Origin of the sequence: Corynebacterium sp. UMB0012, assembly GCF_030216265.1 — a bacterium.
Taxonomy (GTDB): Bacteria; Actinomycetota; Actinomycetes; order Mycobacteriales; family Mycobacteriaceae; genus Corynebacterium.
The window spans coordinates 1-13,294 of the sequence record NZ_JASOKQ010000016.1; the positions used below are offsets into that span (position 1 = coordinate 1).

Sequence of the window (13,294 nt, forward strand, 5' to 3'; positions counted from 1 at the left end):
GATGCAATATCGAAATCAGACCCTTGAAGCCCTAACCGCCTAGAATTAAACCAGTCCAACTTTCGGGGGCCAGTTCATCACAAGCGGGGGCGGGGCGGGGTTGGGAAGAAGGACGCCGAAGCCTAGGCTTCTACGGTGCCCTCACCGGTGCCGGAAGCGGTAGCAGCGGATTCGCCGGCCTGCTCCTCTTCCTGCTGCTTGAACTGCTTGCGCAGCATAAACAGCTGGCGGACGGTCTCTTCCTTCACGCCATCGTTCATGGCGTTGAACATCTCGCCGCCCTCCTTCTGGTATTCCACCAGCGGATCACGCTGCGCCATCGCACGCAGGCCAATGCCCTCCTTGAGGTAGTCCATCTCATAGAGGTGCTCGCGCCACTTCTGGTCAATAATCGGCAGAATGACCATGCGCTCGGTATTGCGCATCTGCTGCTCGCCGCCAATAGCGGTCACAGATTCTTCGAGCTTGTCGTACTCATTATTGGCGTCCTGCACCAGGGCGTCGCGAAGCTGCTCGGCAGAAAGCTCGCCTGGGGAACCATACTCGGAGCCTTCCACCAGCTCCTCATGGGAAATGGTGGGGCCGTAGAGGGAATCCAGCGCATTCCACAGTGCGTCTAGATCCCAGTCCTCGACGTAGCCGGTGGAAGTAGCACCGGCGACATAAGCGGACACGGTGTCATCAATCATGCCGCGAATATTATCCTGAATATCGCCGGCATCAAGGATGTCGTGACGGGTAGCGTAGACCACCTTGCGCTGCTCGTTGAGCACCTCGTCGTACTTAAGGACGTTTTTACGCATCTCAAAGTTCTGGTTCTCCACCTGCGCCTGGGCGCCCTTGATGGAGTTGGAGACCATCTTGGCCTCGATGGGGACATCGTCCGGAACATTGAGGCGGTTCATCATGTTTTCCATGGACTGGCCCACGAAGCGCACCATCAGCTCATCGCGCATAGACAGGTAGAAGCGGGTCTCACCCGGGTCACCCTGGCGGCCGGTACGACCACGCAGCTGGTTATCAATGCGGCGGGACTCGTGACGCTCAGTACCCAGCACGTAGAGGCCACCGGCCTCGCGTACCTGGTCACCCAGCTTCTTGGAGCGCTCCCTCTCGGAATCGATTTCTGCTTCCCAGGCCTCCTGGTACTTCTCTTCATCCTCGAATGGATCGAGGCCGCGCTCGCGCAGCTTCTCATCGAGGATGACCTCAGGGTTGCCACCGAGCACGATATCGGTACCACGGCCGGCCATATTGGTAGCCACGGTGACGGTGCCGGGGCGGCCCGCACGGGCGATGATCTGGCCCTCTTCCTCGTGGTGCTTAGCGTTAAGCACGTTGTGCTTAACGCCGCGCTTAGACAGCAGCTGGGACAGGTACTCGGAGCGCTCCACGGAGGTGGTACCGACCAGAACTGGCTGGCCGGACTCGACGTGCTCGGCAATATCGTCCACTACGGCAGCAAACTTAGCTTCCTGCGTCTTGTAGATGCGGTCAGAGTGATCGGCACGCTGATTCGGCTTATTGGTAGGAATCGGCACCACATCCAGGCCATAGATGGAGTGCAGCTCGGCAGCCTCGGTTTCTGCCGTACCGGTCATTCCGGAGATCTTCTCGTACAGACGGAAGTAGTTCTGCAGGGTAACGGTAGCCAGAGTCTGGTTCTCGTTCTTGATCTCCACCTGCTCCTTGGCCTCAATGGCCTGGTGCATGCCCTCGTTGTAGCGGCGTCCGGCCAACACGCGGCCGGTGAAACCGTCCACGATCATGACTTCGCCATTGCGAACGATGTAGTCCTTGTCGCGGGTGAACAGCTCCTTGGCCTTCAGGGCGTTGTTCAGGTAGGACACCAGCTGGGAGTGCTCGGGGGCGTAAAGGTTATCGATACCGAGCTGATCCTCGACGTATTCCACGCCCTCTTCCAGCACGCCGATGGTGCGCTTCTTGTGGTCCACCTCGTAGTGGATACCCTCGCGCATGCGCGGGGCCAGCTGAGCGAAGACGCTATAGAACTGGGAGGAACCATCTACCGGGCCGGAGATGATGAGCGGGGTACGGGCTTCATCGATAAGAATCGAGTCAACCTCGTCCACGATGCAGAAGTTGTGACCGCGCTGCACCACATCGTTGAGGGAGCGGACCATGTTATCGCGCAGGTAGTCAAAGCCGAGCTCATTATTGGTGCCGTAGGTAATGTCGCAGTCGTAGGCAGCCCTGCGCTCTGGTGGGCGCATCTCGGACAGAATGACGCCCACGGACAGGCCAAGCCAGCGGTGGACACGGCCCATCATCTCGGCGTCGCGCTTTGCCAAGTAATCGTTAACGGTGACGATGTGGACACCCTTGCCATCAAGGGCATTGAGGTAGGCCGGCAGCAGCGAGGTCAGGGTCTTACCCTCACCGGTGCGCATCTCGGCGACGTTGCCGAAGTGCAGGGCCGCACCGCCCATGATCTGCACGCGGTAGTGCTTCTGATCAAGGACGCGCCAGGCAGCCTCACGGACGGTCGCAAAGGCCTCGAGCAAGATGTCATTCATCTCTTCGCCGTCTCGCAGGCGAGTCTTAAACTCGTCGGTCTTTGCCTTAAGTTCGTCGTCCGAAAGCTCCGCGTACTTATCCTCAAGTGCAATTACATCGTCTGCCATTTTGCCCAGGCGCTTGACCGTACGGCCCTCGCCCGCGCGCAGCAGCTTGGAAAGTCCAAACACGGTTAGTTAGTCCTTCTAGTCGCGACAATAAAGTTAACTCGTCGCTATTGTACTCACTCGCTTTCACAAAGCATCTCCCACCTAGCACATAGGGCAAGCGCACAGCCTCCGTTCAGCCTGTATATCCCCCGCAACCTGCTTGCCGGCGCCCCTCCCCTAACCACAAATTCGACCCCGCTGCATACTCGCAGCAGGGTCGTTAACTAAGAGAAGTATGAGCTCCTTTAAGCTTCAGCGTCTTCCGATAGGGAAATGATGCCGTAGTCGTAAGCGTGGCGGCGATAGACCACGGACGGCTTATTGTTCTCCTCGTTGATAAAAAGGAAGAAGTCGTGGCCCACCAGCTCCATCTCGCTCAGGGCATCATCCACGCTCATCGGGGTAGCCGGGTGTTCCTTGGTACGAACGATCTGGCCGGGGCGAACGTCCTCTACAGTCTCAGCATAGGGGTCAACGTAGCGCTCTTCCTTTGCGCGCTCCGCTTCAGCCTGGGCCACCATCTCAGCGGCAATCTCGCCGGTGCCCTTCTGCGCGCGGTGACCGCTCTTGACGTTTTCGCGGCGCACCTTCACCTTGCGCAGGGAGCGCTCCATCTTGCCCAAGGCGGTTTCGAGCGCTGCGTAGAAGGAATCTTCCTTGGCTTCAGCGCGGGCAATGTGCCCCTTGCCCGTAGCGGTGATCTGAATGCGCTCCGCTTCGGAGTCACGGCGCGGATTGGGTTCGTGCTGTAGCTCCACATGGAAGAAGGTCAGGGTGGGGTCAAGGCGTTCAATCTTGGCCAGCTTGTCATTAACTCGCTCTTGGAAGTGTTCGGGAACCTCGACGTTGCGGCCCGTAATCGTTACCTGAGCTTTGTTTGGCTGGGACATTGAGATGCCTCCCTTGAGTAGTGGGGACTAGAATCAATCACAGTAACTATCTCTCTGTGACACTCCTCATGATAGCACTGGTTATGACCTTTGCGGGAAATTTTTTGGCGACTCCCCTACCTCGAGGGTGGGCACCACCCCTATCTAGGCATCCGCAAAGACCAATGCCCCGCAGACTTCTACACCCGTGGCCTGCAGGGCGGCGATGCTGGCGGCAAGGGTGGCGCCGGTGGTAATGACGTCGTCGGCAAGCAGCGCAGGCGCCCGAGCAATAGGCACGCGCACGCGGACTCGGCCCTGCAGGTTGGCCCACCTATCCTGCGCGTTGAGCTCGGACTGGTCCGCGGTGGACTGGCCCATAGTAAGCGCCGCGCACACGCCCACGCGCTGGTGCTGCGCCGCGGTGTGACACACAGCGGACACCGGATCTCCCCCGCGTGCCCGCGCCGAACGCGGCCGAGTAGGCGCGGGAACGAGGGTGAACTCGCGCGGGATATCGCCGCGGGCGCTCAAATGAGCCAGCCCGGCCGCGAAGACGGCCCCCACATACTCGCGCACCGGCCGATTGCCACGCTCCTTCATGCCAATGATGATGCGGCGGCGAATATCGGAATAGGGGCCGAGAGCATAGACAGGCGCGCCCAGCGGCCGGGGCCGCGCCACCATATAGGGCGGCTGCCGCAGGTGATCGCGGCACGGTGGGCACAAGACCTCACCCGGCGCGCCGCACCCAGCGCACGCACGCGGAAAAATAAGCTCCCCCAAGCCCATAATCGCCTCTCCCCAGCCGCGCAGGACCTCTCGCGGCTAATTAGAAACGATAGGGGAAGAACGCCGACCCTGCAGGCCGGAGACCTCGCGCCAATTGGTTTCGTCCATGACGGTGGAAGGAAGCTCCAGCATGGCGTGAGAATCAGTAATGAAGAGCTTGGTGGGCGAGGTTGCCACGGCCACCACGGGGGCGGTGATATTACCGGTAGGCATGGTCGACGCCGAAGAACCATCCTGCTCAATGCGCCAGACGGGCGACTGGCTCGAGGAAGTACCCACGATGAGCGAGCCATCCGCATTCCAGTCCAGCGATAGTGCCGAACCGGATACTTCGGGGCCAACCTCGCGGGCGTTGACGATGCGCTTATCGCCGCTACTGGATTGAGCAACGGCCGCGATGTACACGTGGCCATCAATAATCATGGCCACGCGCGCACCGCTATGGGACAAGCGGATGACGGAGATTTCGCCCTCGATATCGTCGATGCTGCGGGCATCCACCTCGGATTCGGAGATGCGACCTGTAGTCTTGGAACGCACCACGCGCACGATGCGATCGCCATCAACCACGGTCCAGGCGGCTTGCCCGTTGTACTCGAAGGTCGGCCGTGCCAGTGTGGGGCCCTCCACCGAATCCTGCAGTTGGCCGTCAAGCTCGCCTATCTGCAGCGAGAAGTCATTATTGGATTTGCGGCGCACTGCCGCAACGAGGCCGCTATCGGCAACATCTACGGATTGCACGTCACCGCTGCTGCCCAGCGTGGATTTCACGGGCTCGGCCACACCATCGTCCACCTCGAGCAGGTTGCCCTCATTGAGGGCGTAGAGCTTAGACAAAGAGGTGCTGCTTTCCTCCGGGTTATAGTCCGCGAAGTCATCCACGCTGAGGCTATCCATGCCCTCCACCAAGTCACCGCCATCGGCCTTGACCTTGAAGGGGCCGGTATGGCCGGCTTCCGTGAGCGTCCACACTAGCTGGGCTGCAAAGAGCGTGCGATCTTGGGCGTCTAGGTCAGCAAGGCCCTCGAATTGGTAGCCCTGTTCGCGGTCATAGCCGGCGAAAGTGACATTCTCCCCCGCTGCCCGGCGGGTAGCGGGAGCAATGCTAGATGAAGGTCCCTCCATCAGCAGCGTAAGGAGCGTCGACTCCGATTGTTCGCCGCCCTTATACAGCCAGCGGCGGTCTGGAACCAACACATCGTTGCTCTGCTTAAAGAAGTACAGCGATTGTGGGGTGTAGTGATTGCGCATTTCATTGCGCTCCATTATTACCCCTGCCGGCAAGCCATCGACGCGCCACCTATCGTCTTGCTTCTTCATGTAGATGACGGCCTCGTAGCCCTCATTTTCCGGCACGTACGCACCGCCGGATTTAAGGCGGCCGATGATGGTGCCGCGCACCGTGAAGGCGCGCTCATTATCCCTCGAGCTTTGCTTACTAGCGGGCGCGGTAACGATGTCCAAGCTATCGACCACCATCACATCGCCGCTGGCGTCCCAGGCTTCGCGGGCGTTATCGGTCAGAAAGCCGCGCGCGACCTCATGATCGTTTCCCGGCACGGCGGAAGCCTGGTAGAAATCGCGCAACGTCAAGTCCGGGTCATCGCCGGGTTGCGGTGCAATGACTTCTTCCGGGCCTTCCGGTTGCTGCTGGTAGGTACCGACTACTTGCGGACCGGTGTTATTCGGCAGGGTGGAACAACCGCTGACAAAAACCACGGCCGCTGCGGTGCCGACAACTGCGGTCTTGCGATACTTCGCTCTCAACACGCTTATTTCCTCCTGCCCTCAAAGTCCGGGGCCTTATAGGCGCGCCTGTCCGGGGCGGCCGCGCCGCGGTTAAGCTCACGTTCCGAAGGCCAGAGGATGCCATCGCCTTCTACCTCACCATCGGCGTCCCTGTCACTCTTCTCGACGTGCGGTGAGCTCATGCCGGATGAAATGGCCGGCGTTGCAGAAGCGGGCCCGCCATCCGGCTCGGCGGCGCCTGGGCCCGGTGCTTCTGCAGCTGCAGCATCGGGTTCTGGTCGCGATTCTGCCAGCTCACTACCATCCGCAGTGCTGGTGACGGGTGCGCCGGGAATCTCCACAGCGATGGGAGCCTCGCCCACCTCGGTATTCGGGGTACGTGGAATAATGAGGCGGAAGCGAGAACCAAATCCCTCGTAACCGGTGGCATCTAGCGTGCCGCCGTGCAGGACGGCATCCTCGCGGGCGATAGCCAAGCCCAAACCGGTGCCGCCAGAATGGCGTTTGCGGGAAGAATCCGCACGCCAGAAGCGGTTGAATACCAGCTCTTCCTGGCCAGGTTTTAAGCCCACGCCATGGTCCGTAACGGTAACGCCCACCGCAGTGTCCGTGGCTGCGATGTCTACCGCCACTGGATTGCCCTCCGAGTGGTCAATGGCATTGGCCAGTAGGTTGCGCAAGATGCGCTCAAGGCGGCGGGAATCGGCCTCGACTCCGATGCGCTCCTCCGGCAGGTTGAGCTGGACCTCCACGTCGAGCTCGCGGGCTAAATGCTCCACCTGTCCGTAGGCCGCCTCCACACACGAGCGCAGATCAATGGCTGCCGTAGACAAATCCGCCACACCAGCATCGTGGCGAGAAATCTCCAGCAAGTCCGCGAGCAATTCCTCGAAGCGGTCGAGCTCGCTCGACATGAGGCGGGAAGCGCGCTGGGCACCGTGCGGCAGGCTATCGCTTTCCGCCTCAATCATGTCCGCGGCCATGCGCACGGTGGTCAATGGGGTGCGCAGCTCATGGGAGACGTCAGAAGTAAACTGCCGCTGCAAATCGCCGTACTCCTCCAGCTGTGCAATTTGGGAGGAAAGCTTATCGGCCATGTTATTGAAGGACGCGGCCAAGCGACCCATCTCATCATCGCTATCGACGGCCATGCGCTCCTTCAAATGACCCGCCGCCAAGCGCTGCGCAATGCGCGAGGCCGAGCGAATTGGCGTAATTACCTGCTGGGTAGCTAGCCAGGCAATGCCCACCAGCAGCACCACGACGACCACACCGGCCGCCGAAAGCAGACCGCGCATCAACGCCATGGTGGATTCTTCCGATTCCATGGACAACGCCAGGTAGACCTGCGTACGGGGAATATCGGTATCGGTAGGCGTGCCTACGAGCAGGGCGTTGTAGTATTCGCCATTTTCGCGCGGAGCTGGGAAATACTGCTGCGCAATCTGGCCTTGATCCACCATTTCCCGCAGCTGATCCGGCACGGGGAAATCCTCGGGCGAAGTGGTAACAGAGCCATCCTGGTTTTCCACCACGATGACTGGTTCATAGACCGCTTGGGCATCGCCCTGTTGGGCGGAGAGCTGGCCCAACGCAGCACGCGCAGAGTTGATGCGCACCTGGACGGAGTTAGCAGAACTGGTGGCATCAATTTGCTGTTCCACGGCCGTGCGGGCGCGCTCCAGCTCCTGTTGGGCCACGTCTTCCTTCTGGCTGACCAGGCGCTGGGTAAGCACGGACACCAGCGCGTAGGCCAAGATGATCATGACCACCGAGGAGGCGACCAAAATCATGCCAATGACGCGCGCCTGCAAAGAGGTGCGCCACGTTGTAATAAAGGCGTCTCGAATGCGCCTTAGACGCTCAATGATTCCGATGATCCTTACTCCCCGGCGCCGGCCTTGCCGGTCTTATACCCCACGCCGCGCACGGTCAGCACGATCTGCGGGTCTTCCGGATCGTGCTCGATCTTGGCGCGCAAGCGCTGGACGTGCACGTTTACCAGGCGGGTATCAGAAGCATTGCGATAGCCCCACACGGATTCCAACAGCGATTCACGCGTGTGTACTTGGCCGGGGCGGCGCGCCATCTCCAGCAGCAGGTCAAACTCCAGCGGGGTCAGGTTCAGCTCGGTGCCATCGGTGCGGCGAACGGTATGTTCCGGCACATCAATGACAAGGTCCGCAACCTCCAGGATTTCAGATTCCGCAGAATCGGTGCGACGCAGGCGCGCACGGATGCGGGCGATGAGTTCCTTGGGCTTGAATGGCTTGGTGATGTAATCATCCGCGCCGGATTCAAGGCCGAGTACCACATCAACCGTATCGGTCTTGGCGGTCAGCATAACGATGGGCACGGAGGATTCACGGCGGATGGCACGGCAAATATCTACGCCGTTCATGCCCGGAAGCATGAGGTCCAGCAGGATGAGGTCCGGCTCGTGCTGCTCAAAGGCAGGCACGGCGTCATTGCCGTCCATGACCGGAATGGGCTTGAGTCCTTCGGACTCGAGCACAATGGTCAGCATCTCTGAGATAGCCGGATCGTCATCGACAACCAAAATCTTGGGCGCCACGTTCTATTCTCCTACAAGGTCTTTTATCGCTGAAATAATAGTATCCGCATCGGCGGTAGCGATCCAGCGTCCACCCCAGCCCGCATCTGCCAAGCGCCGGTAGGCTGCGGCGGTGCGTTCTTGCAACCCACCATCGCGTTCGTAGCGGTCGCGTTCCCGGCTGGCGTCTGCTTGGGCTCGTGCCTGCGCTCTTTCCGACGCCACCTCTACCGCCGTATCCAAATACACCTGCAGGTCCGCCTCCGGCAGGCCGAGGGTGCCAAATTCCAGGTCGTGTACCCACTCCATCACCGCATCGTCTTCGAGCCGCGCCGCCGAATACGCGGCATTGGAAGCCACGTAACGATCCAGTAGCACCACAGTGTCGGATTCCTTGGCGCGCTGCAGCTGGTCCTTTACGCCATAGCGATCCAACGCGAATAGCGTCGCCATGGCATAAGCCGAATCCGTGAGGTCGCCCATCTTTCCATAGAGTGCCTTCTGCGCTAGCTGCGCGTGAATCGAGTCTGCATAGCGCGGAAAGGCAATAACCTCTACGGGCCGGTCCAACGACTCCTTAAGTGCGGAGACCAACGTATTTTTACCGGCACCGTCGATGCCTTCGATGCTGATCAGCATAGGTGTGGGCTATCCTCCCTTCTGTTATTTCACCCGCGGGGCCGCTCTCGCGCGGCCGCTGCCGCGGGCAGCAGGTTCGGCTTAGGACAGGGCCTCAATGAATGGCTCGAGGTCATATTCTTCCTCGACGTTTTCAAGCACCTCGAGGGCATTTTCCGTCAGGGTCTCGCTGCCAGAGCCCACCAGTTCCCTAATATAGGGGTAGTCTTCGACTACTTCGCCTGCGCTAAAGGGCGCACCAGCCCAAATGGCAGCAATGGTGGCCGCCGCTTGAGCATTCTGCTCCTCTTCTTCGCTGAGTTTTGGCTTGCTGTGTGCGACCTCGCAGGCATCCTCGACGGCGCGAATTACCCCTTCTTCATCGAGGTTTGCCATCTCGTCCAAGAAATCGACGTTGAGGTCCGTGCTGAAAATATTTTCGTCCCAAGTACTCACTTTTTGACTCCTTCGGTGCTTTCAGCGCCATTTATACACGCTTTCTTAGTGAAAGAAAGAAGACGATGAAAAGGTTTGCATGGCCTTCTACGCCCGTGAACTGCCTTTTTGTGTACTTATCACAGAATTGCGACGCCGTCGCAATGTTTCCCAAACATGATAGTCTCGTTACCAACTTGTTACCGGGGCGCTGTATCGCCCTCCTCCTTGGGCTGAAACCGCCCACCTCATAGAAAGGACAGCCACGATGAAGCCAGATTCGCGCCGCGTCTACGTGTTCATTGTGGCCGGACTGATCGCCGCGGCCGTCGTCGGAGTCGCCGTCTGGCGCATGAGCTCGCCGAGCGCTAACTATTCCAACGCCGCGGATCAGTCCGCGACCACCTCCGTCTCCCCGACCCACACCGCAGCCGAGGAGACCACCACTTCTTCCACGGACCGTTCCCCTTCAAAGCAGCACTCCACGCACGCTACGAGTTCCACCGCCTCGTCTGGCGATTCCAAGCATCAGCAGCCGCACAACAACGATCCGTTTCTCGCCCCTAATGCGGTAGTGCGCCCACAGGCAGCAACCCAGCCCACCAAGGTCTACCGTCCAGAAAACATCTCCCCGCAGGGCACCACCTCGCAGGGCAATACCACCACCCAGGGTGGTCAGGGCACCGGCCAGGGCAATCAGCGTCTGACGCCTGATTACCCGAGCAACCAGAACGGCTCGCAGACTACTGGTGCCCCGCAGAACAACCAGGGCGGCACCACCCCGCCGGCCACCACTGGCCCGTCCACTCCGCAGCCCTCACCTGAGGCGCCTGCCTCGCAAGATAACTCGGGCAAGGATTCCGACGCCCCGGCCCATGAACCAGCCGGCACGGAGCAACACACGGTCGAAAAGGCAGAGGAAGAAAAGCTCACCGGCCATGCCGCTGCGAAGCGACCTTCCGCCGATCAGAACCAGGAGCCAACCGACCTGGTGCCAACCAAGCAGGCACCGGCCACGGCCAAGCAGGCTCCGAGCGAAGCGGCGCCTTCGCGCTAATTCGGAGTCGGTTCTCGACGTAGACGAACAAAACAAGCACGTTTCCTCGATTCTGAAGTCAGAATTCCGGGAAACGTGCTTGTTTTGTATGCGCTGGAATGCGGTCATTACGACGCAGCCACAATATGCGCCAAGAATTGAGCAGAGCAGGCCGCAACGCGGCTGTAATGAAGACTGAAAAGCACGCTTCGCTTGAAACCGGAGGGCGGCGGCGAAGCGTGCTGGTGTGGGCTAAACGCGGACTAGGCGCGGGCGACGAAGAGGTCCGCGGTGTCGGATTCCGCAGTAGCAGTAACGAGGCCCTCGGCAGCTGGCAGCCAGACGGCTTGGCCTGGGGTCGCGGTGAGGGTCTTGCCCGCAGCATCGGTAAAGGTTACGGAACCTGCGGTGCACAGGGCGATGGTCGGGCCATCGTAATCAAGATCCACAGAAGACGAACCGGTGAGCTCCACGCGGTCCAGCAGGAATTCCTCGATGGGTACCGGGTAGGACCAGGCGGCGGCATCGTGGACATTGTCCTGGGCGGACTTATCTTGTTGTTGCACACGCGGCTCGTCGGCAGCGGCGTAAGTCAAGACCTTGACCAGCTCTGGAACGTCAACGAACTTTGGCGTCAGGCCACCGCGCAACACGTTATCGGAGTTCGCCATGATCTCCACGCCGAGGCCGGAGACATAGGCATGGAGCTGGCCTGCGTCTAGGTAGACGGCCTCGCCGGGCGAGAGCTCGATGTGGTTGAGCAGCAATGCGCCCAGCACGCCAATATCGCCTGGGTAGCGCTGATTGAGATCCAGCACCGTAGACATGACACGGGACTTCCAATCGGCCGAGTCCGCGGCGATCAGGCGCTCGCCGGCGGCAACAATGGCGGAAATGAGCTCCTTGCGCTTGGCAGACGGAATGGTAATCCACGTGGTGAAAAGGACGCGCAGGTTGGCGGACTCGGTGGTTGCCGAGGGGTCGTCGTCAAGCATGGCAACGTAGTGATCCAGCTCAGGGCACTCGAGGGCGGCAAAAAGCTCGCGGGTGCGCGCCAAGGGGCGGAAGCCGGCCATGGCATAGAAATCCGTGAGCGCGACGATGAGCTCGGGCTTGTGGTTATCGTCCTTGTAATTGCGATTGGACGCGGTGAGCTCGATACCGGCGGCGTTTTCGCGGGCAAAGCCCTCTTCCGCCTGCGTCTTTGACGGGTGAGCCTGCAAGGACAGCGGCTCCTCGGCCGCAAGCACCTTGAGCAGGAAGGGCAGGCGCTCGCCGTACTCGGCAGATACGCGGCTGCCTAGCTGCCCTGCCGGATCCTCTGCAATGACCTCATTGAGCAGGCGGCCATCCACCGTGGAAGGGTCGCCGGGGTGGGCGCCGAACCACAGCTCTGCGACGGGCTTGTCGGAATCGGGCTGGCCCTGCAGGTGCGGGATAAGGGTACGCGAGCCCCAGGAATAATTGCGAGTGGCGCTGTGCAACAGCTGCATGTGTTTCTATCCTTTAGAAATCTCGTAGGCGGTCGCGGCAAAACTCCGCGTAATAAGCTGCAGTGAGCGGGCAAGATGCCCCATGCCCGGTTCCGGGTCGATGCTGCGGACTGCAAGCGAGTTGGGCAGGTTCGCCTCTTCCTGCCCCCAGAAAATCACCTTCAAGGGTACCAAAGCGCCCTCAGCACCATCGCCATCAATGAAGGGGTCATAGAAGAGATCAGTGGCCGGGGAACTATCGGAGTCGCGGTCGAGCGCGCGGCGCAATTCGGCTGGGTCCACATATGCGCTCGGCAGGCCGTGTACGGCCCAGATGGTCGCGGCCATGCGGGCCACGAGGGCGTCGAGCTGCACGTGCTCGCGACGCTCGGAATAGGAATACGGGTCGAACACGCAGGAATGGATGACGCGGGCGCCGTCAATAAACTCGCGCAATTGGCGGCCCGGATTGGTAGTGGCATCGCGCTCAGGAGAAAGCTGTGCAAGCTCGCGGTCCACAGCCGCAGCGAGGTCCTCGAGGGTCTCCTTCACCGCGGTCGGCCCCTGATAGAGCAGGCAGCACAGCGCATGCAGGGCGGCAATGCTGCGCGCGGGCGAGCTCCCCTCGGCCGTCGGCAAGCAAGGTGCGACGAGCGTATCCTCCGGGCAGTCCTCCACCAGCGGGCCCTTGGCCGGACCGATGAGAACCGTGGTAGCTCCGCGCTGGCTGGCAGTAATGAGGGCGCGCGACGCCCAGTCGCACTCGCCGGGCTCGCCGACGACCACGACCAGGTCCAGCGCCCCCACGTAGCGCGGGAGTGATTCAGTGACCACAATCGGGATCCGCAGCGGCTCGGCGAGGCCAACGCCCAGGTGGGCGGCCTGGCGGGCAATCGCGTCGGTGGGGATAATGACAAGCGAGCGGGGATTGAGCCCACTGAGCGCCTCGCCCCAGCGCTCCACTTCTCCGGCCACCAGGCGGATTTGGGCGCCTTCGTGCGCCACATCAAAAAAGCGCACGGTTTCGGCGTCATAATTACCGGTATCCATGTGGCCCAAGCATAGTCGGGCGCCCACTAAGA

Annotated in this window: 11 protein-coding genes; 1 reads left to right on the top strand and 10 read right to left on the bottom strand. The window is 60.8% G+C overall.

Annotated features, from left to right (window positions below; translation table 11 throughout):
* Positions 1 to 122 precede the first annotated feature (122 nt).
* The 8 genes from secA to QP324_RS08425 form a co-directional block, all read right to left on the bottom strand.
* Positions 123 to 2,708, bottom strand: a complete 2,586-nt coding sequence (gene secA, locus QP324_RS08390; protein WP_284815576.1) for a preprotein translocase subunit SecA — start codon at positions 2,706 to 2,708, stop codon at positions 123 to 125.
* 224 nt (positions 2,709 to 2,932) lie between these two features.
* The gene (gene raiA, locus QP324_RS08395; RefSeq protein ID WP_049378762.1) at positions 2,933 to 3,577 is read right to left on the bottom strand and encodes a ribosome-associated translation inhibitor RaiA; all 645 of its coding nucleotides are present in this window, start codon (positions 3,575 to 3,577) and stop codon (positions 2,933 to 2,935) included.
* A 144-nt stretch (positions 3,578 to 3,721) separates the two neighbouring features.
* The gene (locus tag QP324_RS08400) at positions 3,722 to 4,348 is read right to left on the bottom strand and encodes a ComF family protein (protein ID WP_225745818.1); all 627 of its coding nucleotides are present in this window, start codon (positions 4,346 to 4,348) and stop codon (positions 3,722 to 3,724) included.
* Positions 4,349 to 4,384: 36 nt separating this feature from the next.
* On the bottom strand, positions 4,385 to 6,118 hold the full coding sequence (gene lpqB / locus QP324_RS08405) for an MtrAB system accessory lipoprotein LpqB (RefSeq protein WP_284815578.1): 1,734 nt from the start codon (positions 6,116 to 6,118) through the stop codon (positions 4,385 to 4,387).
* Positions 6,119 to 6,120: 2 nt separating this feature from the next.
* A complete protein-coding gene (gene mtrB / locus QP324_RS08410; RefSeq protein ID WP_336620584.1) occupies positions 6,121 to 7,911 on the bottom strand; it encodes an MtrAB system histidine kinase MtrB in 1,791 nt (596 codons plus the stop codon).
* A 68-nt stretch (positions 7,912 to 7,979) separates the two neighbouring features.
* Positions 7,980 to 8,672 (bottom strand): MtrAB system response regulator MtrA, encoded by a 693-nt coding sequence (gene mtrA / locus QP324_RS08415; RefSeq protein ID WP_005322406.1) that lies wholly within the window; start codon positions 8,670 to 8,672, stop codon positions 7,980 to 7,982.
* Between the two features lie 3 nt (positions 8,673 to 8,675).
* Positions 8,676 to 9,290 (bottom strand): dTMP kinase, encoded by a 615-nt coding sequence (locus QP324_RS08420; RefSeq protein WP_284815581.1) that lies wholly within the window; start codon positions 9,288 to 9,290, stop codon positions 8,676 to 8,678.
* Between the two features lie 81 nt (positions 9,291 to 9,371).
* Complete coding sequence (locus tag QP324_RS08425; protein ID WP_179387511.1) at positions 9,372 to 9,725, bottom strand: DUF4259 domain-containing protein; 354 nt, start codon at positions 9,723 to 9,725, stop codon at positions 9,372 to 9,374.
* 247 nt (positions 9,726 to 9,972) lie between these two features.
* Between QP324_RS08425 and QP324_RS08430 the strand changes: the two genes are divergently transcribed.
* Positions 9,973 to 10,761, top strand: coding sequence for a hypothetical protein (locus QP324_RS08430; protein ID WP_284767930.1), 789 nt, complete (start codon positions 9,973 to 9,975; stop codon positions 10,759 to 10,761).
* A 242-nt stretch (positions 10,762 to 11,003) separates the two neighbouring features.
* Here the strand turns inward: QP324_RS08430 and manA are convergent, their stop codons facing one another.
* Together manA and QP324_RS08440 are read right to left on the bottom strand one after the other, a co-directional pair.
* Positions 11,004 to 12,233, bottom strand: coding sequence for a mannose-6-phosphate isomerase, class I (manA, locus tag QP324_RS08435; RefSeq protein ID WP_284815582.1), 1,230 nt, complete (start codon positions 12,231 to 12,233; stop codon positions 11,004 to 11,006).
* Positions 12,234 to 12,239: 6 nt separating this feature from the next.
* A complete protein-coding gene (locus QP324_RS08440; RefSeq protein ID WP_284815584.1) occupies positions 12,240 to 13,262 on the bottom strand; it encodes an exopolyphosphatase in 1,023 nt (340 codons plus the stop codon).
* Positions 13,263 to 13,294: the final 32 nt, after the last annotated feature.

Coding starts and splice junctions, on each gene's coding strand:
- raiA (WP_049378762.1), bottom strand. CDS start 3,577: ATGTCCCAGCCAAACAAAGCTCAGGTAACGATTACGGGCCGCAACGTC.
- QP324_RS08400 (WP_225745818.1), bottom strand. CDS start 4,348: ATGGGCTTGGGGGAGCTTATTTTTCCGCGTGCGTGCGCTGGGTGCGGC.
- QP324_RS08420 (WP_284815581.1), bottom strand. CDS start 9,290: ATGCTGATCAGCATCGAAGGCATCGACGGTGCCGGTAAAAATACGTTG.
- QP324_RS08430 (WP_284767930.1), top strand. CDS start 9,973: ATGAAGCCAGATTCGCGCCGCGTCTACGTGTTCATTGTGGCCGGACTG.
- manA (WP_284815582.1), bottom strand. CDS start 12,233: ATGCAGCTGTTGCACAGCGCCACTCGCAATTATTCCTGGGGCTCGCGT.
- QP324_RS08440 (WP_284815584.1), bottom strand. CDS start 13,262: ATGGATACCGGTAATTATGACGCCGAAACCGTGCGCTTTTTTGATGTG.